Origin of the sequence: Massilia sp. Mn16-1_5 (genome assembly GCF_004798585.1) — a bacterium.
In the GTDB taxonomy this organism is placed as follows: Bacteria; Pseudomonadota; Gammaproteobacteria; order Burkholderiales; family Burkholderiaceae_D; genus Telluria.
In genome coordinates, this window is record NZ_PPXQ01000008.1 from 77,917 (window position 1) to 103,813 (window position 25,897).

Consider the following 25,897-nt stretch of genomic DNA (forward strand, 5'->3'; position numbering starts at 1 on the left):
ATCGGCTGGGCACAGGGCCCGGCGGATGGCGCTTCTTGAGCCGCGCTGGATTACAGCGTACGGGCGACTTCGGTCACTTCGAACACTTCCAGCACGTCGCCGACCTGGATTTCGTTCATGTTCTTCAGCGACAGGCCGCACTCGAGGCCGGCGCGCACTTCCTTCGCATCGTCCTTGAAGCGCTTGAGCGAGTCGATCTCGCCGGTCCAGACGACGATATTGTTGCGCAGCAGGCGGACCGAGGAGGTACGCTTGACCACGCCATCGGTGACCAGACAGCCCGCGATCGCGCCGACTTTCGAGACCAGGATGACCTGGCGAATCTCGACCTGGCCGGTGATGGTCTCGCGCTTTTCCGGAGCCAGCATGCCCGACAGTGCCGTCTTGATCTCGTCGATCGCATCGTAAATGATGCTGTAGTAACGGATGTCGACGCCATTGGCTTCGGCCAGCTTGCGTGCTTGCGCATCGGCACGGGCGTTGAAGCCGATGATGACCGCCTTCGAGGCGACCGCCAGGTTGACGTCCGACTCGGTGATGCCGCCGACCGCCGCATGGACGACCTGCACGCGCACTTCCGAGGTCGACAGCTTCTGCAGCGAACCGACCAGTGCTTCCTGCGAACCCTGCACGTCCGTCTTGATGATCAGCGGCAGGTTCTTCACCTCGCCCTCGGCCATCTGGTCGAACATGTTTTCCAGCTTCGCCGCCTGCTGCTTGGCCAGCTTCACGTCGCGGAACTTACCTTGACGGAACAGACCGATTTCACGCGCCTTGCGCTCGTCGGCCATGACCATGACTTCTTCGCCGGCAGCCGGCACTTCGGTCAGGCCCTGGATCTCGACCGGGATCGACGGACCGGCTTCGGCGATCGCCTTGCCGTTCTCGTCCAGCATCGCACGGACACGGCCGTAAGCCGAACCGGCCAGCACCACGTCGCCGCGGCGCAGGGTACCCGATTGCACCAGGATCGTCGCGACCGGGCCGCGGCCCTTGTCCAGACGGGATTCGACCACCAGGCCACGGGCTGGCGAACCGACCGGCGCCTTCAGTTCCAGCACTTCGGCCTGCAGCAGCACTTGCTCGAGCAGGTCGTCGATACCGGTACCGACTTTTGCCGACACCGGCACGAACGGCGAATCGCCGCCGTATTCTTCCGGCACCACGCCTTCGGCCACCAGTTCCTGGGTGACGCGGTCGGTGTTGGCGCCCGGCTTGTCGATCTTGTTGATCGCCACGACCAGGGGCACGCCGGCAGCTTTTGCGTGAGCGATTGCTTCCTTCGTCTGCGGCATCACGCCGTCGTCCGCCGCCACCACCAGGATGACGATGTCGGTTGCCTTGGCACCACGGGCACGCATGGCGGTGAACGCCTCGTGACCCGGGGTATCCAGGAAGGTGATCATGCCGCGCGGGGTGTCCACGTGGTATGCACCGATGTGCTGGGTAATGCCGCCGGCTTCGCCAGCCGCCACTTTCGCACGGCGGATGTAGTCCAGCAGCGAGGTCTTGCCGTGGTCGACGTGGCCCATGACGGTCACGACCGGCGCACGCGGGGTCGCTTCGAACTCGGCATGCTCGCCCTGGTCGGCCAGGATCGCTTCCGGATCGTCCTCGGCGGCAGCGAAGGCTTTATGGCCCATCTCTTCCACCACGATCATCGCGGTTTCCTGGTCCAGCACCTGGTTGATGGTGCACATCTGGCCCAGCTTCATCAGCTGCTTGATGACCTCGGACGCCTTCACCGACATCTTGTGGGCGAGTTCGGCCACGGTGATCGTTTCAGGGACATGGACGTCCTTGACGATCGCCTCGGTCGGCGCCTGGAAGTTCGATTCGCGCTCGTCGTTGTGCGAGTTGCGGCGGCCACCGCTGCGGCCACCCGCACGCCAGCCATCGCGGCCGCTCGGCGCGCTCGGGGCGCCACGGCCCTTCGCACCGCCTGGGGCGCCACGCTTCTTGGCGTCGTCCGACCAGGTCGAGGAGACGTTCGCCGACTTGATCGACTTCTTGTCGCCCGGCTTCTTGTCGCCTGGACGGGCGGCGGTGCCTTCCGCAGGCTTCTTGTCGGCAGGCTTGTGCAGTGTGCCGGCCGGTGCGGCCGGTTTCGCGGCGACCGGGGCCGGTGCCGGTTCCGGCGCCTTGATGACGCGGCGCGGCTGGGCCATCATGGCCTTGATTTGCGCCACTTCGTCGGCCACGGCCTTGCGTGCGCGCTCGGTGGCGGCAGCGCGTTCGGCGGCTTCCTTGGCGGCTTCGTCCGACTTGCGCTTGGCTTCCTCGGCAGCGGCCTGCTTGGCCTGCTCGCTGGCGGCCGAGTTGGCGGCGGCAGCGGCTGCGGCGTCGCGCTTGGCGGCTTCCGCGGCGTCGCGCTTGGCCTGCTCTTCGTCGGCACGGGCCTGTTCGGCGCGTTCCGCTTCGAGCTTGGCCAGGCGTTCCTGCTTTTCGCGCAGGTCCGCTTCCTGGCGGGCGACGAGCTCGGCGTGGCGGCGTGCCTCTTCCTCGCGGCGAGCGATTTCGGCGGCGTCGATGACCGGTTCGGCCGGCGCCGCGGGTGCGGCTGGTGCCGGGTCGTCACGCTGGACGAAGGTGCGCTTCTTGCGCACTTCGACCTGGATCGTGCGCGACTTGCCCGACGCGTCAGCCTGCTTGATCTCGCTGGTTTCCTTGCGGGTGACCGTGATCTTCTTCTTCTCGGTCGATTCGCCCGCGCCGTGGGTACGGCGCAGGTGGTTCAGCAGCTTGTCCTTATCATCCTTTGACAAGGGATCTGACGTCGAACTTTTTTCGACGCCGGCGGAACGCAGCTGCGTCAGCAGCAAGTCTGCAGGCATCTTCAGTTCGGTGGCAAATTGGGCTACGTTGTTACTCGCCATTCAGTCCTCTTTTCTATGTGTCGCGGAGATGATAAAGATTTGCAAATTACGCCTTGGCCGTTTCTGCCAGGCTCCAGGCTTTCGCCTGCAGCGCTTTGGCGCGGTCATCATATTTGCTGTCGACCAGCTTCATCTCATCGTCGGTCACATCATTAAATTCACTCTTGATCAGTTCACGGGCGCGGTCCGACGACAGGGCCAGGATGGCGCCGAATTCGTCGTAGGCCAGGCCGGCGAAGGCTTCCACCGTCTTGATGCCTGCAAGACCCAGCTTGCCGGCAGTCGTGCGGTCCATGCCTTCGAGGTTGACCAGTTCTTCTTCCATACCCTCGAGACCTTCTTCCGAGGCGATCGCCTCGGTCACCAGGGCGTCACGGGCACGGGTGCGCAGCTCGTTCACGGTCTCTTCGTCGAAGGATTCGATTTCCAGCATTTCCGAAATCGGCACGTAGGCGATTTCTTCCAGGCTCGAGAAACCTTCCTCGACGAGGATGTCGGCGACTTCCTGGTCGACGTCCAGCTTTTCCATGAACAGCGAACGGATTGCCGCGGTTTCCTGGGCCACCTTGTTGGCCGATTCCTCGGCCGTCATGATGTTGATCTTCCAGCCGGTCAGTTCCGAGGCCAGGCGCACGTTCTGGCCCGAACGGCCGATGGCGATCGCCAGGTTCTCTTCGTCGACCACGACGTCCATCGCGTGCTTTTCTTCGTCGACCATGATCGACGAGACGTTGGCCGGTGCCAGGGCGCCGATCACGAACTGGGCCGGATCGTCCGACCACAGCACGATGTCGACGCGCTCGCCGCCCAGTTCGCCGGTGACGGCCTGGACGCGCGAACCGCGCATGCCGACGCAGGTGCCGATCGGGTCGATGCGCTTGTCGCTGGTGTAGACCGCGATCTTGGCGCGCACGCCGGCGTCACGGGCAGCCGATTTGATTTCCAGCAGGCCCTGCTCGATCTCCGGCACTTCCAGCTCGAACAGCTTCATGATGAATTCCGGCGCGGTGCGCGACAGGATCACTTGCGGGCCGCGCATATTGCGGTCCACGCGCAAGATGTAGGCACGGACGCGGTCGCCGATGCGCAGGTTTTCCTTCGGGATCATCTGGTCGCGCGGCAGGCGGGCTTCGATCTTGCCCGATTCCACGATCGCGTCGCCGCGTTCCATGCGCTTGATGGTGCCGGTGACCAGCGAATCGCCGCGCTCGAGGAAGTCTTGCAGGATCTGCTCGCGCTCGGCGTCGCGCACGCGCTGCAGGACGACTTGTTTCGTGTCCTGGGCGAAGCGGCGGCCGAACTCGACCGATTCCACCGGCTCTTCGATGTATTCGTCGACTTCGATGTCGGCGATCTGTTCTTTTGCTTCGAAATGCAGGATTTCCTGGTCCGGCAGCTGCAGGCCGGCTTCATCCGGCACGACGTGCCAGCGGCGGAAGGTTTCGAATTCGCCCGTGTCGCGGTCGATGCTCACGCGAATGTCGACTTCGCCTTCATAGCGTTTCTTCGTGGCCTGGGCCAGGGCGAATTCGAGCGCCCCGAACACCACTTCCTTATCGACGTTTTTTTCGCGCGCAAGCGCATCAACCAGTAACAAAATTTCGCGACTCATGCTTTGCGACTCCTAAAATCCACCTGCGGCACCAAGCGTGCCTTATCCAATTCGGCCAGCGTAAATTCCAACAACGCCGGCCCATCTTTACCTTCAAATTCCAGACCGATCTTGTCGCCTTCCGGCGCGACCAGGATGCCCGTATAGGTCTTCCGGTTCGCGGTACCCGGCATGGCGACGCGCAGCTTCACCGTGCATTCATGGCCGGCGAAGCGCTCGAAATCGGCCAGGGTGCGCACCGGGCGGTCCAGCCCGGGCGACGAAATCTCGAGACGCTCGTAATCGACGTTCTCCACCGTCAATACGTGCGACAACTGGTGACTCACCGTTGCGCAGTCCTCGACGGTAATAGGACCCTTTTCATCGGCGACGGCAGCCGGAAAATCGATAAACACGCGCAGGATCCCGCGCTCGCCTCGCTCGACATCAACGAGTTCGTAGCCCAGGCCAGCGACTGTCTTGGCGATCAAATCAAACTGCTGCACGACACTTCTCCAAGGGCGTTAAAACGTTTTACCAAAAAAAAAATGGGCATCTGCCCATCTTTTTGTATTCACAACCCAACCAGATGTAAGCACTTGCACCAAATTAATACTCGGGAAGGACTTCGATTAGGCTGCAAATTATAACGTATTCGAGGGCGTGCTGCAATCGACATACCATTTTATGAGCAAGCAAACAACGGCCGCGCACGTTATCAAAGCGAAAATGGGGTGTGACAGGAACATAACAGGCCACGGAGGGCGTTTTCGCTACGAACCGTTGCGTAACGTAGGGCGGGCATGCCCGCGTGACGGACGGTTGAGCAGACTCGGCGATACGCCCGGACACCCCACATGAGGACACGCGACCAATAATCAAGCGCTAGACGCGGGCATGCCCAGTAAAACCGTCATCGAGGCCATTGGCCTCGATGACCCCGTACGGTGCGCTGCCGCCCCGGACTCCGAAGCGGCAGCCAATCGCTTTCACCCCCGGCGACCGCGGCGCGGCAGGCCGTGCTCGGAACCGCGCGGACCCTGGCCGCCGCGGCGGCCCCCGCCGCCCGTACCGGCAAAACCGAACGTGGTCTGCAGCGGATCCGGCTGCTTCGGACGGCTGCTGCCGCCATTGCCCGGACGCCCGGAGCCGCCGCCGAAGCCGCCATTGCCGCCGCGGCCCTTGCCGCCGGCAGGACGACCCATCGGCGCCGCAACACCGCCGCGCGGCGCCACGCCGGCGCGCGCCACCGGCGGGCCGAACGGGTCGACGTTGCGGTTGGCGTCGGCGCGGTCGATGCGGTTGCCGTCGGAGCGGCGCGGATCGGGCTGCTGACCGCCCTTGCCTTTACCCTTGCTGTCACCGCCGCCGCCCTTCTTCTCGATGCCGAAGGCAGCCATGAAGTTGCGCACGTCGTTTTCTTCCAGCTCTTCCCAGCGGCCGCGCTTCAGGCCCGAGGGCAGCGTCATGGCGCCGTAGCGGGTACGGATCAGGCGCGAGACGGTCAGGCCGACGGCCTCGAACATGCGGCGCACCTCGCGGTTGCGGCCTTCGCCGATCACCACGCGGTACCACTTGTTGATACCTTCGCCGCCGCCATCGGCTATTTTTGTAAAGTTCGCCAGGCCGTCTTCCAGCTCGACGCCGGCCAGCAGCTTCTGGCGCATGCCCTCTTCCAGCTCGCCCAGCGTACGCACGGCGTATTCGCGGTCGATGTTATAGCGCGGGTGCATCAGGCGGTTGGCCAGGTCACCGGAGGTCGTGAACAGCAGCAGGCCTTCGGTATTGAAGTCGAGGCGGCCGACGGCCAGCCACTTGCCGGTCTTCATGGTCGGCAGGCGATCGAACACCGATGGACGGCCTTCCGGATCGTCGTGGCTGACAATCTCTCCGGCCGGCTTGTGGTACACCAGCACGCGCGGCGGCTTGTTGTTGTTCACCTTACGCTGGATGAGCTTACCGTTGATGCGCACGGCGTCGGTCGGCAGGATGCGCTGGCCGATGTGGGCCGGCTCGCCGTTGACCGACACGCGGCCGGCGACGATCAGCTCTTCCATGTCGCGGCGCGAGCCGAGACCGGCTTCGGCCAGCACCTTGTGCAGCTTCGGCGCGTCGTCGTCCGCCGTCAGGTCACGGCGTGCCGGCTTCGACTTCTGCTGGCCCTGGCCGCCTTCGTTGGCGTCGAACGCGTCCGAGGTGACGAAGGAGAACACGGCGTCGGCGTCGTTTGGCTTGCCGCCCTTGCCCCTGGCATTCTTGCCGCCCTGCTGACGGCCCTGCTGGCCGCCTTGCTGGCCATTTTGCGCGTTGCGCTGGCCGGTCTTGCCATTCTTGTTCTTGCCCTTGCCCTGGCGCTGCTCGCGGCGGGCTTCGCCGCCCTGCTCGCCTTGGGCCTGGACCTGGCCCGGCTGCGCGTCGGCTGCCTGAGCCTGGACGGCGGCGGCCGGCTGGCGCGCTTCGCGGCCGGCACGCTGCTCGCGCATCTGGCGCGGGCCGCGCGGCTTGCGCTGGCCATCGCCCTTCGGCTCGCTCTTGCCCTGCGCCTGGCTCGCCGCATCGGCGGCGGCCATGTTGTCCATGGCCGGGCTTGAAGCCTGCGTGGCGGACGGCTGCGGCCAGGTTTCCGTTGCCGGCGCTGGCGCCGCGGCCTCGGCCGGCTTGGCCTTGGTGGCGCGCGGCTTGCGGGCCGGCTTCGAAGCGGCAGCAGGCGCGGCAGCAGGCGCAGCGGCTTCGGCGGCTACCGGTGCGGCGGCCTCGGCTGCGGTTGCAGCCTTGGTGCGGCGCTTCGGCTTCTCGGCGGCGGGCGCAGCGTCGCCGGCAGGCGCGGCATCGGCAGCAGGCGCAGCCTTCGGTGCGGCGGCTTTGGTGCGGCGCTTCGGCTTGGCCGCCTCGTCCTGGCCAGGTGCGCCAGGCGTGGTATCGGTGTCAGTAGGATTCATCGTTCGTATCAATGTTGTTGACCCTGTCCACGCCGTAGGCCGGTTGCGGGTCGTGTATCGGGACTTCAACGGGTGAAGTAGCTTGTTCTTCGTCGACGTCCGCCGGCGCGTCCGTCTTGTCAAAATTCTGTTGCAGGGCCGCTTCCAGCGCCTCCAGGCTGCGCCCGTCCTGGGCGTCGGCAATACTCTCGAGCGGAGGCAATTGCCCCAGCGATGCCAGGCCGAGATCGTCCAGGAACTGCTTCGTCGTGCCCAGCAGGGCCGGCCGTCCGACCACTTCACGGTGACCGACGACGTCGATCCAGCCGCGGTCTTCGAGCATCTTGATCGTCTGCGAGTTCACCGCGACGCCGCGGATCTCCTCGATGTCGCCGCGCGTGACCGGCTGGCGGTAGGCGATGATCGCCAGCGTTTCCAGCGTGGCCCGCGAATACTTCGGCGGCTTTTCCGGCGTAATGCGGTCGAGATATTGCTTCATCTCGGGGCGGCTCTGGAAGCGCCAGCCCGAGGCCAGGCTGACGATCTCGATGCCGCGGTCCTGCCAGTCGTGGCGCAATTCCTCGAGCAGCAACTTGATCGTATCGAGCCCGACCGGCGTACCGAGCACGCGTCCGTTGGCGTCGACGTCGGCAAACAGCTTCTTCATGCCGTGTAGGGACATCGGCTCGCGCGCGCATAGCAAGGCGGTCTCGAGGACCCGCTTGGCCTCATCAGTCTTCATTCTCGATGTCGTCAGGCCCGGGGCCAGGAAACGTTCAAACAAATACGCGATCGGCGGGCATCGGCTGGCCGGAGTCGGCGCAGCGCAGGCCTTCACGCCAACGCGGTTCGCGGTGCTGCTCGTTGATACAGGAATCAAATGGCCCGCGCTTGGACGCGGCGGGCGACATTACGGTAGCGGGACAGGACCCGGCCACAGCGTTCTCCGCGTGCCAGACGGAAAACCTACAGGTGATTATTCAGCGAAACGCGGACGTGTCACGCGGCTTCGAGGTGCGCGTACCATGACAGCAATCGACGTCGTTTCTTCCAACTGCGGGCCATTGTAACCGATAAAACATCAGAACGACCACTTGCGCAAGGGGTGCGCGCCCGGCATTCGCCTTAAGCCGACAGTTTTTCGGCCAAAACGGCGGACACGCCAAGGAAAGCAGGATATTCGGCAGTGATCACGTAGGTGGGCACCTGGGCCAGGTAGGAAGCGAAGCGGCCCTTCTGTTCGAAGCGGCTGCGGAAAGGCGATTGCGCGAAGCGTTCGCCCAGGCGCGGCACGATGCCGCCGCCGATGTACACCCCACCCTGCGCGCCGAGGGTGACGGCCAGGTTGCCGGCGACGGTGCCGAGCATGCCGCAGAAGACCTCGAGCACCTGGCTCGAGACGGCGCATTCCCCCGCCAGCGCGCGGCGCGAGATTTCCGGCGCAGTCAAAGGATCAAGCGCCAGGCCCTGCACATGCGCCAGCGCGCGGTAGATCAGTTCGACGCCGGCGCCGGACAGGAAACGCTCGGCCGAGACGTGTTCGAACTCGCGCCAGGCGTATTGCAGGACCGCCACTTCGAGTTCGTTGGCCGGCGAAAAGCTGACGTGCCCGCCTTCGCTGTTGAGTGCGGTCCAGCCGGCGCCGGCCGGGATCAGGCCCGACACGCCCAGGCCGGTGCCCGCGCCCAGCAGGCCGAGCGGCGCGCCGGCACGCGGCGCACCGCCGCCGACCTGCACTTTATCGCCCTCGCCCAGGTGCGGCAGCGAACGCGCCAGCGCATAGAAATCGTTGACAACCAGCAGCGTCTGCAAGCCCACTTCCTGGCGCACGGCTTCGATCGAAAACTGCCAGTGGTGGTTCGTCATGCGGATCTGGTCGCCATCGACGGGATTGGCGATCGCCACCGCCGCGTGCGCTACCTTGCCGAAAGCCGCCACCTCGGGCGAGGCCAGGTAGGCGCGCATCGCGTCGGCAAAGCTCACATGGTCGCCGCAGGCAAGGACCTGCACCGCCCCGAAGCTGCCGGGCGCCAGCTCGAGCGCGAAGCGCGCATTCGTGCCGCCGACGTCGGCCAGCAGGCGTGGGCTATCGAAGGAGGCGGCGTGGGAAGCGAGGTGGTCAGGCAGAGAAGCAGTCATCGCAGGACATAAGGCTGGGGATGTCCAAGCTTACTGGATTTCTTTGCTGACTTACAAGAAGATTTTGTAGTTTAGGTACAGAGACTCCGGACTATCGTGCCGATTTGCCGCAGCGAGGAAAGTAGTACGACTACGTCACTCCTCAACAGGGCGCCGGTTGGGCACCCTCCGGCCGGGCATGGTGGGCATGCCAGGCATCCAGTCCGCCATGCAATGGGCGCGCGCGATGGAAGCCGTTGGCGAGGAATTCCTTGGCTACCTGCGCCGCCGTGACGTCGTTCGGACAGCTGCAATAGACGACGATATGGCGATCCTTGTCGAGGCTGGCCATCAACTGGCCCGGCTCGCAGCTGTTGTACAGCAGCGCACCCGGAATGGCGTGTTCGAGCGCCTGGGCGGTAACGCTGCGCGCATCGATAATCAGGGGATCGTGCCCGCCCTCCATCAGCGCTTTCAGTTCGGCGATGGCGATACGCGGCACGGCGAGCGTGGCGCGGTGGCGCCGGCGCTCGACATACTTATAGACGACGAACAGCGCCAGCAGCGCGGCCAGCACCATCAGCGCGGCGCTGCCCATGGTGTCGAGCATGGCGAGGATGCCGTCGACGCTGTCGTGGAAGATGGCGCCCAGCGCGATGCCGGTACCGCCCCAGAGCAGCGCGCCACTGGCTGAAAAGCCGAGGAAGGCGCGCGTGCGCGTGCCCAGCGCGCCGGACATCGGCGCGGCGATGGTATTGAAGCCTGGGACGAATTTCGAGACCAGCAGGGATTTCGGGCCGTAGCGGCGGAAGCGGTCTTCGGTCTGATTGACGCAGGAATCGGGCGACAGCGAAATCCGGCACAGCAGGCGCAGCACGCGCTTGCCGTAGTAGCGCCCGGCGCTGAACCAGAAATAGTCGCAGATCAGGCAAGCCAGCAGCACGGCAAGCAGGCACAGCTGCCAGCTGGCGCCGCCGTCGACCGCCATCGCCCCGGCCAGGATCAGCACGGGAAAGGCGGGAATCGGCAAGCCGAACTGCTCCAGCAGAACCGTACCGAAGACGAGGATGACGCCGTATTGCTGGATCAGGAGAGTGAGCTGGGACATCCGTTCATGGTAGCCCAAATCCCTGTATCAAGCTGGCGACCGCGGGGTTTTCGCAACGCTTTGGCGAGCTTCCCTATCTTCAGGCCAGGCGCGGAATGGCCGCCAGCAGCGAGCGGGTATAAGGATGCTGCGGATTGCGGTACAGCTCGTCCGAATCGGCCATCTCGACCACGCTCCCATGGTGCATCACCATCACCCGGTCGGCGATGTAGCGCACTACGGATAAGTCGTGGGAAATGAAGATGTAGCTCAGCTTGTACTCGTCCTGCAGGTCCTGCAGCAGGTTCAGCACCTGCGCCTGCACCGACACGTCGAGCGCCGAGACCGACTCGTCGCAGACCAGGATGTCCGGCTTCATGGTCAGGCAGCGCGCGATCGCGATGCGCTGGCGCTGGCCGCCGGAAAATTCGTGCGGATAACGATGAAAAGCCTGGGCAGGCAGGCCGACCCGCTCCAACAAATTTTGCACTGTTTTGGTGCGTTCGTGCTCGCCGGCGCCAATGCCATGGATGCGCATCGGTTCCAGCAGGATCTGACCAACCGTAAAGCGTGGGTTCAGCGACGCATACGGATTCTGGAAGATGATCTGGATGCGCCGTTTATAGGCCGCGTACTCGCGGTCCGACAACGCGAACAGGTCGCGGCCATCGAAGCGCGCGCTGCCGCCGGTCGCGCGGTGCAGGCGCAGCAGGGTCAGGCCGACCGTGGTCTTGCCCGAACCGGATTCGCCGACCACGCCCAGGGTTTTCCCGCGCGGCAGCGTGAACGACACATCCTTCACCGCGTGGAACACGCGCTTGCCGAACAGGCCCTCGCGCAAGGTAAAACTCTTGGCCAGGTTCTCGACGACCAGCACGTTCTCGTCGTCCGCCGCATAACCACGCGCGCGCTGCGGCAAGACCGCCAGCGGGTCGCTGCGGCCGCTCAGGTAATCGTCGATCACCGGCAGCCGCACCGGCCGCGAGTCCAGGGTCGGCCGGCAATGCAGCAATGCGCGCGTGTAGGCGTCGCGCGGCGCGCCGAACACCTGCTGCGCACTGCCCTCTTCGCGCACTTCGCCATGGCGCATCACGATCACGCGGTCGGCGATTTCTCCGACCAGCCCGAGGTCGTGGGTAATGAACAGGACCGACATGCGGTGCTTTTTCTGCAGCGCCGCGATCAGTTCCATGATCTGCTTCTGGATGGTGACGTCGAGCGCCGTGGTCGGTTCGTCGGCGATCAGGAGCTTGGGTTCGCAGGCGATCGCCATCGCGATCATCACGCGCTGCTGCTGCCCGCCCGACATCTGGCCGGGATAGGCGTCGATCTTGTTGGCAGGGTCGGGAATGCCGACCTCTTCCAGCAGCGCCAGGGTACGCGTGCGCGCTTCGCGCTTGCTCATGCCCATGTGCCGCTGCAGCACCTCACCGATCTGGAAGCCGACCGTGAACACGGGATTGAGCGAGGACATCGGCTCCTGGAAAATCATCGCGATGTCCTTGCCGCACAGCTTGCGACGCTCAGCCGGCGGCAGCTGCAACAGCTCGCGCCCGTCGAACAGCACCTGCGAGCCCGGCTCGATGATGGTCGTCTCGGGTGGCAGCAAGCCCATCACGGCGAGCGAGCTGACCGACTTGCCGCTGCCCGATTCGCCGACCAGGGCGACGGTGGCATTCTTCGGCACGTCGAAGGAAATGCCCTTGATCGCCTCCACCGTATTTTTCTTGTCGACGCGGAAGGCGATGCGCAAGTCACGCACCTGGAGCAGGATGTCGGTATCGTCAGTCATTTGATTTTCGGATCGAGCGCGTCACGTAGCGCATCGGTGAACAGGCTGAAGGCCGTCACCAGCAGCGCCATCGCACCGGCCGCGGCCGCCAGCTGCCACCATTTACCCAGGATCAGTTCGTTCTGCGCTTCGTTCAGCATGCTGCCCCAGGACACGGTCCCGACCGGCACGCCAAAGCCGAGGAAGGACAGGATGACTTCGGCCTTGATGAAGCCGACGACGAGGATCGACAGCTGCACCAGGGCCACGTGCGAGACGTTCGGGAAAATATGCGAGAACATCTTGCGCCAGCTCGAGGCCCCGATCGCGTCGGCCGCCATCACGTATTCGCGCGCCTTGTGCTTGATGTACTCGGCGCGAATCAGGCGATAAGGCCCCGTCCAGCCGGTCAGGCCGAGGATCAGCACGATCGTCATCACGCCCTTCTGCTGCAGCACGGCGGCCACCGTCAGGATCATCAGGATCGAGGGGATGGACGTAAAAATGCTGTAGAACCAGTTGAACAGGTCGTCGACCACGCCGCCGAAAAAGCCCGACAGCGCGCCGAACAGGGTCCCCAGGGCGACCGCGACGAAGGCCGCCACCAGGCCGACCACGATCGAGGTCTCGCCGCCCTTGATGGTTTTCTTCAGCACGTCGTGGCCCCACTTGTCGGCGCCGAACGGTAACGTGAGCGCCTTCTCACGCGGCGGATGCGACGCCCGCACCTCGGCCTTCAGGCTTTCCAGCTCCTGCGCCAGCGGATCGAAGGCATTCGGCGGCACCGGCGCCGGCAAGCGCGCCAGCGCGGCGCTGGCGGCGTCAGGCCCGACGAAGGATGGCGGCGCATAATTCACTGCCACCTCGTCTTCCCAGTCGGCGGCGACCAGTCCGCTGGAAGACAGAAGCAGCAAGAGGATAAACGCGCCGACGACGGCCAGCGCCGCCATCGCGATGCGGTCGGCGCGCAGGCGGCGCCAGGCGAGCGTCCAGAGGCCGGGTGAATGCAATTCGTTCGTCATCATTTCAATTGCACGCGTGGATCGACCGCGCCATACAGCAGGTCGGCCAGCAGGTTGAACACCATGGTCGCGGCGGCGACGTACACGGTAATCGCCTTGATGACCGGGAAATCGCTGCGCTCCACGGCGAGGATCACTTCGCGCCCGATGCCGGGAATGCCGAAGAAACGTTCGAGCAGGAAAGCGCCGATCAAGAGCGCCGGCAAGTTCGCCATCACGTGGGTGATGATCGGGATCGCGGCATTCCGGAGCACGTGGACCCAGACGATGCGGCGCTCCGATAAACCCTTGGCGCGGGCCGTGCGCACATAGTCCTGGTGTACTTCGTCGAGCACGAAGCTGCGGTAGAGGCGCAGGGTCGGCGCGATCGACACGGCCAGGCCGATGATGATCGGTAGCAGCGCGTAGCGCAGCAGGTTCTCGCCCAGGCTCTCGCCCCAGCCCTGCACCGGGAACAGGCCGAGTTTATAAGCGAAGAAGTACTGGAACACGATGATGTAGACCAGGATCGAGATCGACATGCCGACCGTGCAGGCCACCATCACGGCGCGGTCGGTGAGCGAGCCGCGCACGAACGCGATGGCCAGCGCCAGCGCGATGCCGAACAGGGTTTCCAGGATGGTCAGGGGCACCAGCACCGTCAGCGAAGGCCCGAGCCGGCTGGCGATGATGTGCGACACCGGTTCGCCTGTGCTCCACGCATTGCCGAAATCAAAGCTCGCGATCTGCTTCAGGAAAATGCCGAGCTGAACATAATACGGCTGGTCGATGCCGAGCTGGGCGCGGATATTCGCGATTGCCGCCTCGTCGGCCATCTTGCCCGCCAGCAGATAGGACGGATCGCCGCCCACCCAGTTGAAGAGCACGAAGACGAGCACGATGACGCCCGCCATTGTCGGCAGCATCTGCCACAGGCGCCTGAGTATGTAAGCCAGCATGGGACTTCCCGCCGCCGCGCCTTGCCTGGCTCGGCCGTTTTAAAAACGCTCACGATAACGCAATTCGCGGCGGGCGGGCCATCAAGTTCTGTTGTTGACCTATAACCTGGGAGGCGTTTCGGCTGCGCGCGAGCCGGCTGGATGCGTGGGCGGCGCACGCGTTAGCGGTATGCATGCACCCGGGTGTAGCCGACCACCCTACATCCCTATGGCGTAGGGTGGTCGGCTCCACCCGGACCTCTGCGCCGACGCGACGCCTGCGCCGCCCACGCGTTCAACCGGCGGATGAGCAGCCGCAAGGTCCGTCCCTTATGCGTCCTCGCGCAGGCGGCGCTGGCGCACGGCCGCCGCCAGCCCTTCCAGCACCTGCACGCTGGTCTCCCAGTCGATGCAGCCGTCGGTCACCGACTGGCCATAGGTCAGCTCCTTGCCCGGCACCAAGTCCTGGCGCCCGGCCAGCAGGTGCGATTCGACCATCACGCCGACGATGCGCTCGTCGCCTGCGGCAACCTGGCGCGCGATGTCGGCGCAGACCGGCACCTGGTTTTCCGGCTTCTTCGAGCTGTTCGCGTGCGAGGCGTCGATCATCAGGCGCGAGGCCAGGCCGAGGGCGGCGATCTGGCGGCTGGCGTCCTCGACGCTGGCGGCATCGTAGTTCGGCGCCTTGCCGCCGCGCAGGATGATGTGGCAATCCTCGTTACCGGCGGTCGAGACGATGGCCGAATGGCCGCCCTTGGTCACCGACAGGAAGTGGTGCGGCGTCGAGGCCGCCTTGATCGCTTCCACCGCAATCTTGATGTTGCCGTCGGTCCCGTTCTTGAAGCCGACCGGGCACGACAGCCCGGAGGCCAGCTCGCGGTGCACCTGCGATTCGGTGGTGCGCGCCCCGATCGCGCCCCAGCTGATCAGGTCGGCGATGTACTGCGGGCTGATCACGTCGAGGAATTCGGTCCCGGCCGGCAAGCCCATCTCGTTGACGTCGCGCAGCAGCTCGCGCGCCATGCGCAGGCCGTCGTTGATGCGGAAGCTGTTGTCCATGTAGGGGTCGTTGATCATCCCCTTCCAGCCGACCGTCGTGCGCGGCTTCTCGAAATACACCCGCATCACGATCTCGAGCTCGCCGATGAAGCGGCGGCGCTGCTCGACCAGGCGGCGCGCGTATTCCATCGCGGCCTTCGGGTCGTGGATCGAGCACGGGCCGATCACCACCATCAGGCGGTCGTCCTGGCCATGCAGGATGCGGTGCAGCGCGATGCGCGCCGCGCTTGCCGTTTCCTCGGCCGCAGGCGTCACCGGAAACTCGCGGATCAGGTGCGAGGGCGGTGTCAGTTCCTTCATTTCGCGGATGCGTAGATCGTCGGTACGAGGCATGCGGTACTCCGTTTCGTTTATCTGGGCTGCAAATGAAAAAACCGCCATCTCTGGCGGTTTCTGGTCGTTCGGTCTGTTCTCTTGCTGCGTGAACCTGCCGCTACTCCACCGCCTGAAGGCTGGAATGGCTAAACCAAAAATAGGTAAAGAAGGCAGCGTTGCGCATAGGGAATCCGAAAATGGTTGAAACGACTATAACCCTTGGCTATGAAGCTTGGCAAGCGTTTTGTCGCACTGCGTCATTTGCTGCATGAAGTCGAAATGACAGGCAAGCGGTTGCGACAAACCGACAGCCTATTAAACGCAAGGCTCATGTTTGAGGGATATCAGACATGGCCTTGTCACTAATGCAAAAGTCGGGAGACGCCCCCGTTCAGCTGCGTTTTCTTTGTGCTGGATCAGTTTGCTTCGTTCCAGACCATGAGGCTAATCAAGCTGCGGCGCCTGGATGGGAATGTGAACCCTCACTACCCTTGGAGTCCGGACATGAACGAAACCTTGTTATCCCGATCCGTGCGCCGCCTGTTCGCAGGAAGCGGCGCGATTGGCCTGGCCTTGTTGGCGCAGCCCCAGGCAGCCGCGCAGGACGCAGCCGAACAGCCGGTTGCACGCGTCGTCGTTACCGGCAGTAACATCCGCCGCGCCGAAGCCGAAACCGCCTCCTCCGTGCTGACCGTCAACCGCGCCGACATCGAACGCTCCGGCAAGACCACCGTGTCCGAACTGCTGCAAACCCTGGCGGTCGACAACCAGGGCTCGGTGCCGGCGGGCTTCGGCAACGGTTTCGCGGCCGGCGCCACGGGCATTTCGCTGCGCGGCCTCGGCGCCGCTTCGACGCTGGTGCTGCTCAACGGACGGCGCATGGCGCCCTACGGCCTGGCCGACGACGGCCAGAAAGTGTTTGCCGACCTCAACGTGATCCCGACCGATGCCGTCGACCGCGTCGAGATCCTGAAGGACGGCGCGTCGGCCATCTACGGCTCCGACGCCATTGCCGGCGTCGTCAACATCATCCTGCGCCGCGACTTCAAGGGCACCGCCGTGCGCGCCTCGCTCGGCATCACGGAAGAATGGGATGGCGAGAAGCAGAACTTCGCCATTACCCACGGCTTCGGCAACCTGGACAGCGACGGCTACAGCGGGCTGCTCAATTTCGAATTCAAACGCAGCAACAACATCTGGCTGCGCGAGCGCACCGACCGCCGCCAGGTCGGCCGTATCGACCTGCGCCCCTGGGGCTTTTCGGCACAGGAAGCACTGGGCGGCACCGGCGCCATCACCGGCAACAACGCCTCCGGCAATGCGATCAACGGCAACGTGCGCAATCCGGCCACGAACGACTACTTCAACCGCGGCAACCTGTCCCCGGCAACCGGCTTCACCCGGCGGTTCCCGGGCGCGGCCTGTTCGAATTTCACCAGCCACCCGCAGGGCGATCCCGGCGGCGGCTGCCTGATCGACTCGACCCAGGCCTACAACCAGGTCCAGCCGCAACAGGAGAACTACAGCCTGTACGGACGCGGCACCTGGCGCCTGACACCGGAGATCGAAGGCTACAGCGAGCTGAACCTGTACTCCAGCAAGACTGCAACCTCGACCACGCCCAGCTCGATCAGCGCCAATGCCGGCTTTCCGGGCGGCCCGGTCAGCAACGCCGGCGTGCGGCTCGGCGCTGCCCATCCCGACAACCCGTATTTCGGCACTGCGGCGCGCCTGCGCTATTTGCCGGCCGACGTCGGCCCGCGCGCGTCGAAATTCGACTCCTTCTTCGTGCGCGCGATAGCCGGCGTGCGCGGCACCCTGGCCGGCTGGGAATACGACAGCGCCCTGCTGTTTTCGCGCAGCACGGTGCAGAACAGGCGCACCGGCTACCTGCAACGCGACGTCACCTTCGCCCTGCTCGATCCGAGCCCTGCCAACATCGCAGCCGCTCTGGTAAACAGCCCGGCCTATGCCGCGCTGCCTATCGGCACTGTCTGGCGCATTGCCGAGAACGCCGGCCTGAACGACCCAGCCGTGTACGCGGCACTCTCGCCGACGATCGGGGCCGACGCCCACGCCAAGATCATCCAGGGCGACTTCAAGCTCACGCGCGAATTCGGCAAGCTGGCCGGCGGCGCGATCGGCGTGGCGGCCGGTGCCGAATGGCGGCGCGAGGAGTCCGAGCTGAAACCCGTCACCGGGACCGAACGCGGCAACATCATCGGCCTCGGCTATTCGGCATTCAGCGGCGCGCACAACGTGTTCGCCTTGTATGGGGAGGCGCTCGCTCCCGTACTGCCCGGGCTGGAAGTAACCGGCGCACTGCGCTGGGACCATTTCACGGATGTGGGCAATTCGTACACCCCGAAGGTCGGCGTCAAGTGGCAGCCCTCGCGCCAGCTGGCGCTGCGTGGCACCTTCTCCCGGGGTTTCCGCGCCCCGAGCCCGGCCGAGAACGGCGTCGGCGGGCTGGCGGCATTCTCCACCGCCGCCGACCCGCTGCGCTGCAGCCTGGGCGTGGAAGCCGCTTGCGATCCGGCCGCGATCGCGCTCGTCACCTCGCCCAACCCGGACCTGTCGCCGGAGCGTTCGAAGAACTACAACATCGGCATCGTCTGGGATCCGCTGCCGCGCACCAGTATCTCGGTCGACTTCTGGCGCATCAAGCGCAAGAATGAAATCAACCAGGAGCTGGTCGATGTCGCCATCGCCAACGGCAGCGTGGCGCGCGACCCGTCCACGGCGGAGGCCGGCATTCCCGGCGACCCGGGCGCCATCACCGCAGTGCTCGCGAACTACGTCAATTCGGCCCAGTCCGAGGTGCGCGGCATCGACCTCGACGTCCGCTACACGCACCGCCTGCCCAATGGCTGGGGCAATCTCCTGCTCGACGGCAAGTGGACGTATATCGACAAGTGGAAGCGCACCGAGCGTGACGGCAGCTCGCGCGACTTTGCCGGCACCCATGGCAACTGCGACGTCACCAACTGTATCGGCACTCCGGACCACCGCGTCAATCTGCGTGCCGCCTGGGACTGGACCGACTGGCGCGTGGCGCTGAACGCGAACTACCGCGCGCCGATCGAGAACGTGCGCTTCAAGGGCGCCCCGTGCGCCAGCCACTTCGCCAATGGCGACGACGCACCTGCCGGTTGCGAAATCGCCTCGTTCACGGTCTTCGACCTGGTGCTGCGCTGGAAGGCGGCGCCCAACCTGGAGGTGTTCGGATCGATCGAGAACCTGTTCGACAAGATCGCGCCGCTCGACCCCTTGACCTTTGGCGCCCAGTCCTTCAACCCGCTCGATTACCAGGGCGCGGTGGGACGGAGCTACAACATTGGAGCGCGCTATACCTTCTGAGGGCAGGCTACGATCCGCGTTACACGGCCCCGCTCGGCAGGACGGTGTACGCGCGGCTGGCCTACAAGTTTTGACTGTAGGGTGGACGGCTTCGCCGTCCATGCGTTCAATGTACAAATACATTGCCGTCAGCTGCATTTGTAGGGTGGGCGCCCCGTGCCCACCAGCAGCAAGCGCCGCGTTAGCGCATCGTTTCGGTGGGCACAGGGCGCCCACCCTACGCCTTCCTCTGTAGAGTATTAGCGAAAAAAATGCCCGGCAGCGCCGGGCATTTCTTCATCGCAGCAGCGAGACTTACGCCGTACCGCCGACCGTCACCCCATCGATGCGCAAGGTCGGCTGCCCCACGCCGACCGGCACGCTTTGCCCCTCCTTGCCGCACACGCCCACGCCCGAGTCGAGCGACATGTCGTTGCCGATCATCGAGATGCGGTTCATGACGTCCGGGCCGTTGCCGATCAGGGTCGCGCCCTTCACCGGATAGGTCACCTTGCCGTCTTCGATCATGTAGGCCTCGCTGGCCGAGAACACGAACTTGCCGTTGGTGATGTCGACCTGGCCGCCGCCGAAGTTGACCGCGTACAGGCCGTTCTTGACCGAGGCCAGGATCTCGGCCGGGTCCTTGTCGCCCGCCAGCATGTAGGTGTTGGTCATGCGCGGCATCGGCAGGTGGGCGAAGGATTCGCGGCGCGCGTTGCCGGTGATCGGCATCTTCATCAGGCGCGCGTTCATCGTGTCCTGGATATAGCCCTTCAGGATGCCGTCCTCGATCAGCGTCGTGCACTGGGTCGGGTTGCCTTCGTCGTCCATGTTGAGCGAGCCGCGGCGGTCCTTCAGCGTGCCGTCGTCGACCACGGTGACGCCCTTGGCCGCCACGCGCTGGCCGATCATGCCGGCATACGAGGACGAACCCTTGCGGTTGAAGTCGCCTTCCAGGCCGTGGCCGACCGCTTCGTGCAGCAGCACGCCGGGCCAGCCCGGGCCGAGCACGATCGTCATCGGGCCCGCCGGCGCCGGACGCGCCTCCAGGTTCACCAGCGCCGACTTGACTGCCTCGGTGGCGTAACGGTCGAGAATCTCGTCGTCGAAATAGCCATAATCGAAACGGCCGCCGCCGCCCGAGGAACCGGTCTCGCGCCGGCCGTTCTGCTCGGCGATCACGGTGACGGACACGCGCACCAGCGGGCGGATGTCGGCCGCCAGCACGCCATCGCTGCGCACCACCAGCACCACGTCGTATTCGCCGGCCAGGCCCGCCATCACCTGCACCACGCGCGGATCCTTGGCGCGCGCCATCTTCTCGACACGCTCGAGCAGCTTGACCTTGGCGGTGGCGTCGAGCGAGGCCAGCGGGTCGCGCGGCAGGTAGAGCGAACGGCCGCCGGTCGGCGTGGTGCTACTTGCCACCTTCACGCGGCCGGCACCGGCGCGCGCGATGGTGCGCGTCGCGGCTGCGGCGTCCAGCAGCGCGGATTCGGAAATTTCGTCGGAGTAGGCAAAGGCCGTCTTCTCGCCCGAGATGGCGCGCACGCCCACGCCCTGGTCGATCGAGAAGCTGCCGGTCTTGACGATGCCCTCTTCCAGGCTCCAGCCTTCGCTCTTGGTGAACTGGAAATACAGGTCGGCGTAATCGACCTTATGGGTGAACATCGTGCCCAGCGTGCGCAGCAACTTGCCTTCGTCGAGGCCAAACGGCGTCAGCAGTACATCGCGCGCGACTGCCAGGGAGGAAAGATTCGGTTCGAATGGAGTCATTTTGCGTCTTGTCTCGGTCTCGGTTGGATTCGGGCATTGTGCCATATCCGCCCCGATCGTACCGATGCGGACGCGGGTGTCGTCACCGCCGGGCTTCTGTTGCAAGCCTTACATCTTGCGGTGCTTTAGCGCCGGCAGGCTCTCGCGCACCGAAGCCAGGAAAGCCGGATCGAGCTCGCCCGACACCACGCCCTCTCCCTCGCGCAGCACGTCCTTCACTTCGCCCCAGGGATCGACCAGCATGCTGTGCCCGAAGGTGCGGCGTCCGTTGGCATGCTTGCCGCCCTGGGCCGAGGCCAGCACATAGCACTGGTTCTCGATGGCGCGGGCGCGCAGCAGGACCTCCCAGTGCGCCATGCCGGTGGTGTGGGTGAAGGCGGCAGGCACCACGATCAGCGCGCACTCGCCCATCGCACGGTAGAGCTCGGGGAAGCGCAGGTCGTAGCAGACCGACAGGCCGACGCGCCCGAACGGGGCGTCGAAGCTGCCCACGGCCGCGCCCGGCACGATGGTGCGCGCCTCGTCATAGGATTCGCTGCCCTTGTTGAAGCCGAACAGGTGGATCTTGTCGTAGCGGCTCACTGGCGCTCCGCTCGGGTCGTACACGAGGGTCGTGTTGAGCACCTTGCCGTCTTCAGGAGAAACGAGCGGCAGGGTGCCGCCGATCAGCCAGATGCCGTGCTCGCGCGCCAGCGACGCCATGCAATCCTGGATCGGGCCGGTGCCCGCGCTTTCCGCGTGAAAGACCTTGTCGGCGTCCGTCATGCCCATGATCGGCCAGTATTCGGGCAGGGTCACGAGCGTGGCGCCGCCGGCGGCGGCCTCCCCCACCAGGCGGCGTGCGGTGGCAAGGTTCTGTTCGACGTCGGGGGTGGACACCATCTGGACTGCGGCGACACGGGTCATGTCTCATTCCTTCGCTTTGGCGGCCGCGGCGGGCGGCGGGTTCTCGATCTTGACAATGGTAGGCGATTTCCACGGTCCGGTAACCCGCATGTGATAAGTCAGCGCCTTCATCACCGGCGCGCGCAGGAAGAGTTGCGCCAGGTAGGAGCCGAGGCCGATCACGGGATTGACCGCCAGGCCGTACACCAGCGGCCCGGTGCCGAGGTTAAATTCGGGAATCACGACCACGTGCAGGTCGGTCGATTCGTTGGCGATGTCGGCCGTGCCTTCCATCAGCACCGTGGCGGCCACGCCATGCATCTTGAGGTTGTCGGTTTTTACGACGCCGCGGGTGATCATCGCATTCGCGCTGATGCCATCGAAGGCCAGGCCTTCCGAGAACACGTCGTGGAAATCGAGTTTCAAGAGGCGCGGCAAGGCCTGCAGGCTGAGCACGCCGAGCAGCTTGGCGGCGCCCGGGTCCTGCTTCAGGAACTGGCCGCCGGTCACGTTCATCTCGATCTGTCCCGACAGGGAGGGAATGTCCAGCGCGTAGGGCAAGCCGGCCCAGGACAGGTCGCCCGAGAGTTTGCCCTTGCCACGACGCAGGGTTTCCGGGAAGCCGAGGCGGTCGAGCAGGCGCCCGGCATCGAGGATGTCGAGCGTGAAATTCATGCCGGTATTGCTCTTGCCGTCCTTGGTCAGCCAGCGGCCTGTCGCCTTGAGCTGGCCGTCCGGATTGGTCAGCGACAGGCGGTCGATGCGCCATTCCTTGCCCGCCAGGGCCTGGACATTGCTCGCCTGAAGGTCGAGGCGCCCGAACTGTTTATTGAAGAGCTCGAAACGCTCGGCCACGATGTCGAGCGCGGGAATGGTGGCGCTGGCGCCGCGGTTCGATTCGAGCAAGTCCTTCACGTCGGCCGCCTGCGATTCCGGGATCACGAGCGAAGCCAGGCGCGCCGTGACCTTGCCCACGCCCTGGCCCTGCCCTTCGCTCCAGGTAAGGTAGCCGGTGGCCTGGCGCGAGTGGATGTTGGCCTGCCAGGCCGTGCCCCGGTGGGTGGCGCCGACCACGACGTCGGCCATGCGCCGTTCGCCGATGAACAGTTCCGAGGCGCGCGCGGCGATGGTGGTCGGCAGCACATACTGGGAGAAATTCGGACCCGTCGCGCCCGCACCCGCCGTTCCCGTGTCCTCGCCCGCGATCGCCCGTCCCGCGGCCAGCCAGGCGTCGACGTTGACCGACTTCATGTCGACGTTGATCATCATGCCGTCGTCCGGCTCGGGCGCCGGCAGGTTGACGCCGATGCCACCGCGCTCGACGATCCAGGCGCCGCGCGGCGCGCGCGTACGCACGTAGCGCGCGGCCACCGCATTGCCCAGCGACAGGCGCAGTTCGTCGCGTCCGACACCCTCCGGCGTGGTGGGTGCGCCGTTCAGCACGAAGCGTAGCGGCAGCGCATCGGCTTCGGGTTTATTCAGCGGCGCCGGCAATTCGATGCCGAGGCCGGCGAGGTTCGAATCGAGCGTCACGCCGAGCTGGTGGTCGCGGAAGGCCACCAGGCCGTTGTAACGGGTGCTGCCCGACAGGCGCTGCCCCAGGCGCGCCATGGCCGGCGCCGGCGCGGTGCGGCGCATGCCTTCGGCCGACAGGGTGCCGGCCAGGCGGATCGCGATCGAGCCGTCGCGCTGGGTACCGCCGGAAAGCGCCAGCGGCCCGCCCAGGAAATTCGCGCCGACGCCGTTCAGGTTGACGCCGTGCTCGGTGAACTCGACCTTGCCGACGGCCGCCTGCAGCGGCGGCAGGTCCGGGAACAGGCGCACCTCGTTTTCCAGCAATTGCAGCGCGCCTTGCACCTTGGTTTCGTGCAGGTCCGCCAGCGGCATCTGCAGTTTCAGGCCGAGGCGGGCATTGCCGGTGCCGAGCGTGTCCTCCGTAAAATGGCCGATCCAGCCCAGCACCGGGCTGGCCGCGACGTAGCGCAGGAAGTCCTGCAGCGCACCGGCGGCATTGCCGTCGATGTCGAGCTGCGACGCGTGCGAGCCGAGGTTCGGGATCACCGCGCGCACATTGCTCAGGTTCAGGCCCTGGGTGCGCAGGGTCTCGCCGACGATTTCCATGCGCGCGCGGTCGAACACGATGCTGCCGTTGATCGCTTCCGCCAGCGGCCAGGCGGGCTTGTTGTCCGGCGTGCGGTGGCCCGGCGCATATTCGAGCACGGCGTTGTGCAGGCGTCCGGCGACGCGGAACTCGCCCTTGGCGCGCGCTTGCGCGTTGTCGGCGCGGAAGGGGAAGTCGGCGAGGTCGCCGCGCAAACGCAGGCGCACGTCGTTCAGCGTGCCGCCCTGCAGCGCCGCACTCAGCCAGTCGCGCAGGTGCTCGGGCGTGGCCAGCGGCAGGAAGCGGCCGACCTGGGCGATCTGGAAGCCGTCGAGCGAGCCTTCGATGTCGGCCACGCCCGGACCGTGGTGCGGGCCGAGCGGCAACAGGTGGCGGCCCGACAGGCTGCCGTGCAGCGCTCCTTGCGCGAACTCGAGTTTGTCCACCTCAACCAGCAATTGCTCCTGCGACTGGTAGGTCCAGCGCGCGCCCAGCGCCAGCCGGTCGAGGGGCATGGCCGGGTCGGCGAACCAGGCCGGCATGCGTAGCGCCAGGTCGCTCGAATCGAGCGTGATGCTGCCGCCCTTGTCGGTGGCGTCGATGGACCCGCTCAGGTTGTCGAAGCCGGGCAAGGCCGGCATGGCAGGCTGCGCCGACTCGGCCGGGGCGCCAGGCGCCGCCGGCACGGCCTCGCGCGCCGCCTGCGGGCGCAGGCTGAGTCCCGCCACCTGGCCCTTGATGCGGTAGCCGGCAAGATGCGGATACTGGCCCTCCCACGACGCCGAGAAGTCCAGCAGGCGCCCGCGCGGTGCGAAGTCGGCCAGCGCCTGCCTCTGGAAGGATGACAGCGGCAGCTGGGCCGCCAGTTCGCTGAGTGCCGCCAGGTCCACCTGGCGCGCCTGGACCGACACCTGCTGCGGCTTGCCGTTTTTAGCCGGGACGAAGGTTTCGGTCAGGGTGGCGGGCGGCAGGCTGCGGCCGTCCTGGGTCGCCACCAGAAAATTGTCGAGGCTGACCGTGTGGCCGTTCGCGCCGAAGGTCGGCTTGCCGTCCTCCTTGCCGGGCAACAGGGTTTCCTGGGCCGACAGCCGGCCCGACACGCGCGCCAGCTGGAGCGGCGGCAGGTCGGGCTTGATGCGCGCGGAGACGCCGGCCAGCGCGAGGTCGGCGGTAAAGCCGGCCAGGCGGGCTTTGTCGAGCGTCATCCAGGCGCGCAACGAGCCGCGGCCCTGGCTGAGGGCGAAGGGATAGTCGAGGTAGCGCTTCCAGGCCGCCAGGTCGGCTTCGCGCAGGTCGGCGTAGAGTTCGCCTTTCCAGAGTGCGATATCGGAGGCGCGGCCGCCGAAGCGCGGATGGGCGAAGCGCGCGCGCACGTCGAGCGGCTGGGCCAGCTCGGCCGGGGGCGTGGCTTTCAGGGCGAAACGGTGCGTGGTCCAATGGTTTTGCAGCACCAGGCCGACCTCGCGCAGGCTCAGCGTCGGGGTGCCGCGCTGGGCGTCGGTCCAGTCGACCCGGCCTTCGCGGATCAGGATCTCGCGCTGGCGGAACACCCAGTCGCCGCCCTCGCCGCCCTTCTCGTCCTTCGGGTCGATGCGCATGCCGGCGACCTGGATCACGCCATCAGGCCCGCGCCGCACGTCCAGCTGGGGCCGGATCAGTTCGAGCGATTCGAAGCGTGGTTCGGCCGCCAGTACGCTCCACCAGGAAAAGGTGGCCGACACCGAGGGCAGCGCCAGCACCTGGCGCCCGGCCGCATCCCTGAGCGAGACGTCGCCCAGGAACAGCGAGGGGTTCAGTCCGCTCCAGGTGGCGTAGATGCGCGCGATGCTGACCTGGTTGCCGAGCGCGCGGCTGGCGGCGCGCTCGATGTCGCCTTTATAGAGGTCGATGTTCGGGAGGATGGCGTAACGCAGCGCGAGGAACAGCAGGCCGAGGCCGAAGTACACGAGCAGCGCCAGCTTGACGGTGAAGCCGAGCACATGATGCGAAGCCAGGTTGGCATACCGGTAGGCGGCACGCAACCGCCGCCAGCGTTCCGCCAGCGGCACGGGCGCCGCCGGGGGCGCCTGCGGTTCCGGATTTTGCATCAGGGTGCTAATTTTTTAAGGCTCGCCGTAAAAAT

Annotated in this window: 15 protein-coding genes; 1 reads left to right on the forward strand and 14 read right to left on the reverse strand. The window is 65.8% G+C overall.

Annotated elements, in window-relative coordinates; all coding sequences use genetic code 11:
- Positions 1–50: 50 nt before the first annotated feature.
- The 11 genes from infB to aroG all read right to left on the reverse strand — a co-directional run bounded on the left by infB (position 51) and on the right by aroG (position 15,692).
- Positions 51–2,876, reverse strand: a complete 2,826-nt coding sequence (gene infB / locus C2862_RS11295; protein ID WP_136220223.1) for a translation initiation factor IF-2 — start codon at positions 2,874–2,876, stop codon at positions 51–53.
- Positions 2,877–2,922: 46 nt separating this feature from the next.
- Positions 2,923–4,488, reverse strand: a complete 1,566-nt coding sequence (gene nusA, locus C2862_RS11300; RefSeq protein WP_136220224.1) for a transcription termination factor NusA — start codon at positions 4,486–4,488, stop codon at positions 2,923–2,925.
- Positions 4,485–4,973: a ribosome maturation factor RimP gene (rimP, locus tag C2862_RS11305; RefSeq protein WP_136220225.1), complete on the reverse strand. Its 489-nt coding sequence runs from the start codon at positions 4,971–4,973 to the stop codon at positions 4,485–4,487. The genes nusA and rimP overlap by 4 nt, the downstream gene beginning before the upstream one ends.
- 483 nt (positions 4,974–5,456) lie before the next feature.
- Positions 5,457–7,406 (reverse strand): 23S rRNA pseudouridine(2605) synthase RluB, encoded by a 1,950-nt coding sequence (gene rluB / locus C2862_RS11310; RefSeq protein ID WP_136220226.1) that lies wholly within the window; start codon positions 7,404–7,406, stop codon positions 5,457–5,459.
- A complete protein-coding gene (gene scpB, locus C2862_RS11315) occupies positions 7,393–8,127 on the reverse strand; it encodes an SMC-Scp complex subunit ScpB (protein WP_136220227.1) in 735 nt (244 codons plus the stop codon). Before scpB ends, rluB begins: the two co-directional genes overlap by 14 nt.
- A 383-nt stretch (positions 8,128–8,510) precedes the next feature.
- The gene (locus C2862_RS11320; protein WP_136220228.1) at positions 8,511–9,524 is read right to left on the reverse strand and encodes a glucokinase; all 1,014 of its coding nucleotides are present in this window, start codon (positions 9,522–9,524) and stop codon (positions 8,511–8,513) included.
- 142 nt (positions 9,525–9,666) lie between these two features.
- Positions 9,667–10,611: a DedA family protein/thiosulfate sulfurtransferase GlpE gene (locus C2862_RS11325; RefSeq protein ID WP_136220229.1), complete on the reverse strand. Its 945-nt coding sequence runs from the start codon at positions 10,609–10,611 to the stop codon at positions 9,667–9,669.
- A 79-nt stretch (positions 10,612–10,690) separates the two neighbouring features.
- Positions 10,691–12,382, reverse strand: coding sequence for an ABC transporter ATP-binding protein (locus C2862_RS11330; protein WP_136220230.1), 1,692 nt, complete (start codon positions 12,380–12,382; stop codon positions 10,691–10,693).
- Positions 12,379–13,386 carry an ABC transporter permease gene (locus C2862_RS11335; protein ID WP_373888253.1) on the reverse strand — a complete coding sequence of 336 codons (1,008 nt, stop codon included), beginning with the start codon at positions 13,384–13,386 and terminating at the stop codon, positions 12,379–12,381. Before C2862_RS11335 ends, C2862_RS11330 begins: the two co-directional genes overlap by 4 nt.
- Positions 13,383–14,321 (reverse strand): ABC transporter permease, encoded by a 939-nt coding sequence (locus C2862_RS11340; protein WP_136220231.1) that lies wholly within the window; start codon positions 14,319–14,321, stop codon positions 13,383–13,385. Before C2862_RS11340 ends, C2862_RS11335 begins: the two co-directional genes overlap by 4 nt.
- Positions 14,322–14,630: 309 nt before the next feature.
- Positions 14,631–15,692, reverse strand: a complete 1,062-nt coding sequence (gene aroG, locus C2862_RS11345) for a 3-deoxy-7-phosphoheptulonate synthase AroG (protein ID WP_136220232.1) — start codon at positions 15,690–15,692, stop codon at positions 14,631–14,633.
- 486 nt (positions 15,693–16,178) lie between these two features.
- On the opposite strand from aroG, the gene C2862_RS11350 reads away from it, so the two are divergent.
- Positions 16,179–19,034, forward strand: a complete 2,856-nt coding sequence (locus C2862_RS11350) for a TonB-dependent receptor (RefSeq protein WP_136220233.1) — start codon at positions 16,179–16,181, stop codon at positions 19,032–19,034.
- Between the two features lie 294 nt (positions 19,035–19,328).
- Here the strand turns inward: C2862_RS11350 and tldD are convergent, their stop codons facing one another.
- The 3 genes from tldD to C2862_RS11365 all read right to left on the reverse strand — a co-directional run bounded on the left by tldD (position 19,329) and on the right by C2862_RS11365 (position 25,862).
- Entirely contained in the window at positions 19,329–20,789 is a 1,461-nt protein-coding gene (gene tldD, locus C2862_RS11355; RefSeq protein ID WP_136220234.1) for a metalloprotease TldD, read from the reverse strand.
- 108 nt (positions 20,790–20,897) lie between these two features.
- A complete protein-coding gene (locus C2862_RS11360) occupies positions 20,898–21,695 on the reverse strand; it encodes a carbon-nitrogen hydrolase family protein (RefSeq protein ID WP_136220235.1) in 798 nt (265 codons plus the stop codon).
- A gap of 3 nt (positions 21,696–21,698) precedes the next feature.
- Entirely contained in the window at positions 21,699–25,862 is a 4,164-nt protein-coding gene (locus C2862_RS11365; RefSeq protein ID WP_136220236.1) for a YhdP family protein, read from the reverse strand.
- Positions 25,863–25,897: the final 35 nt, after the last annotated feature.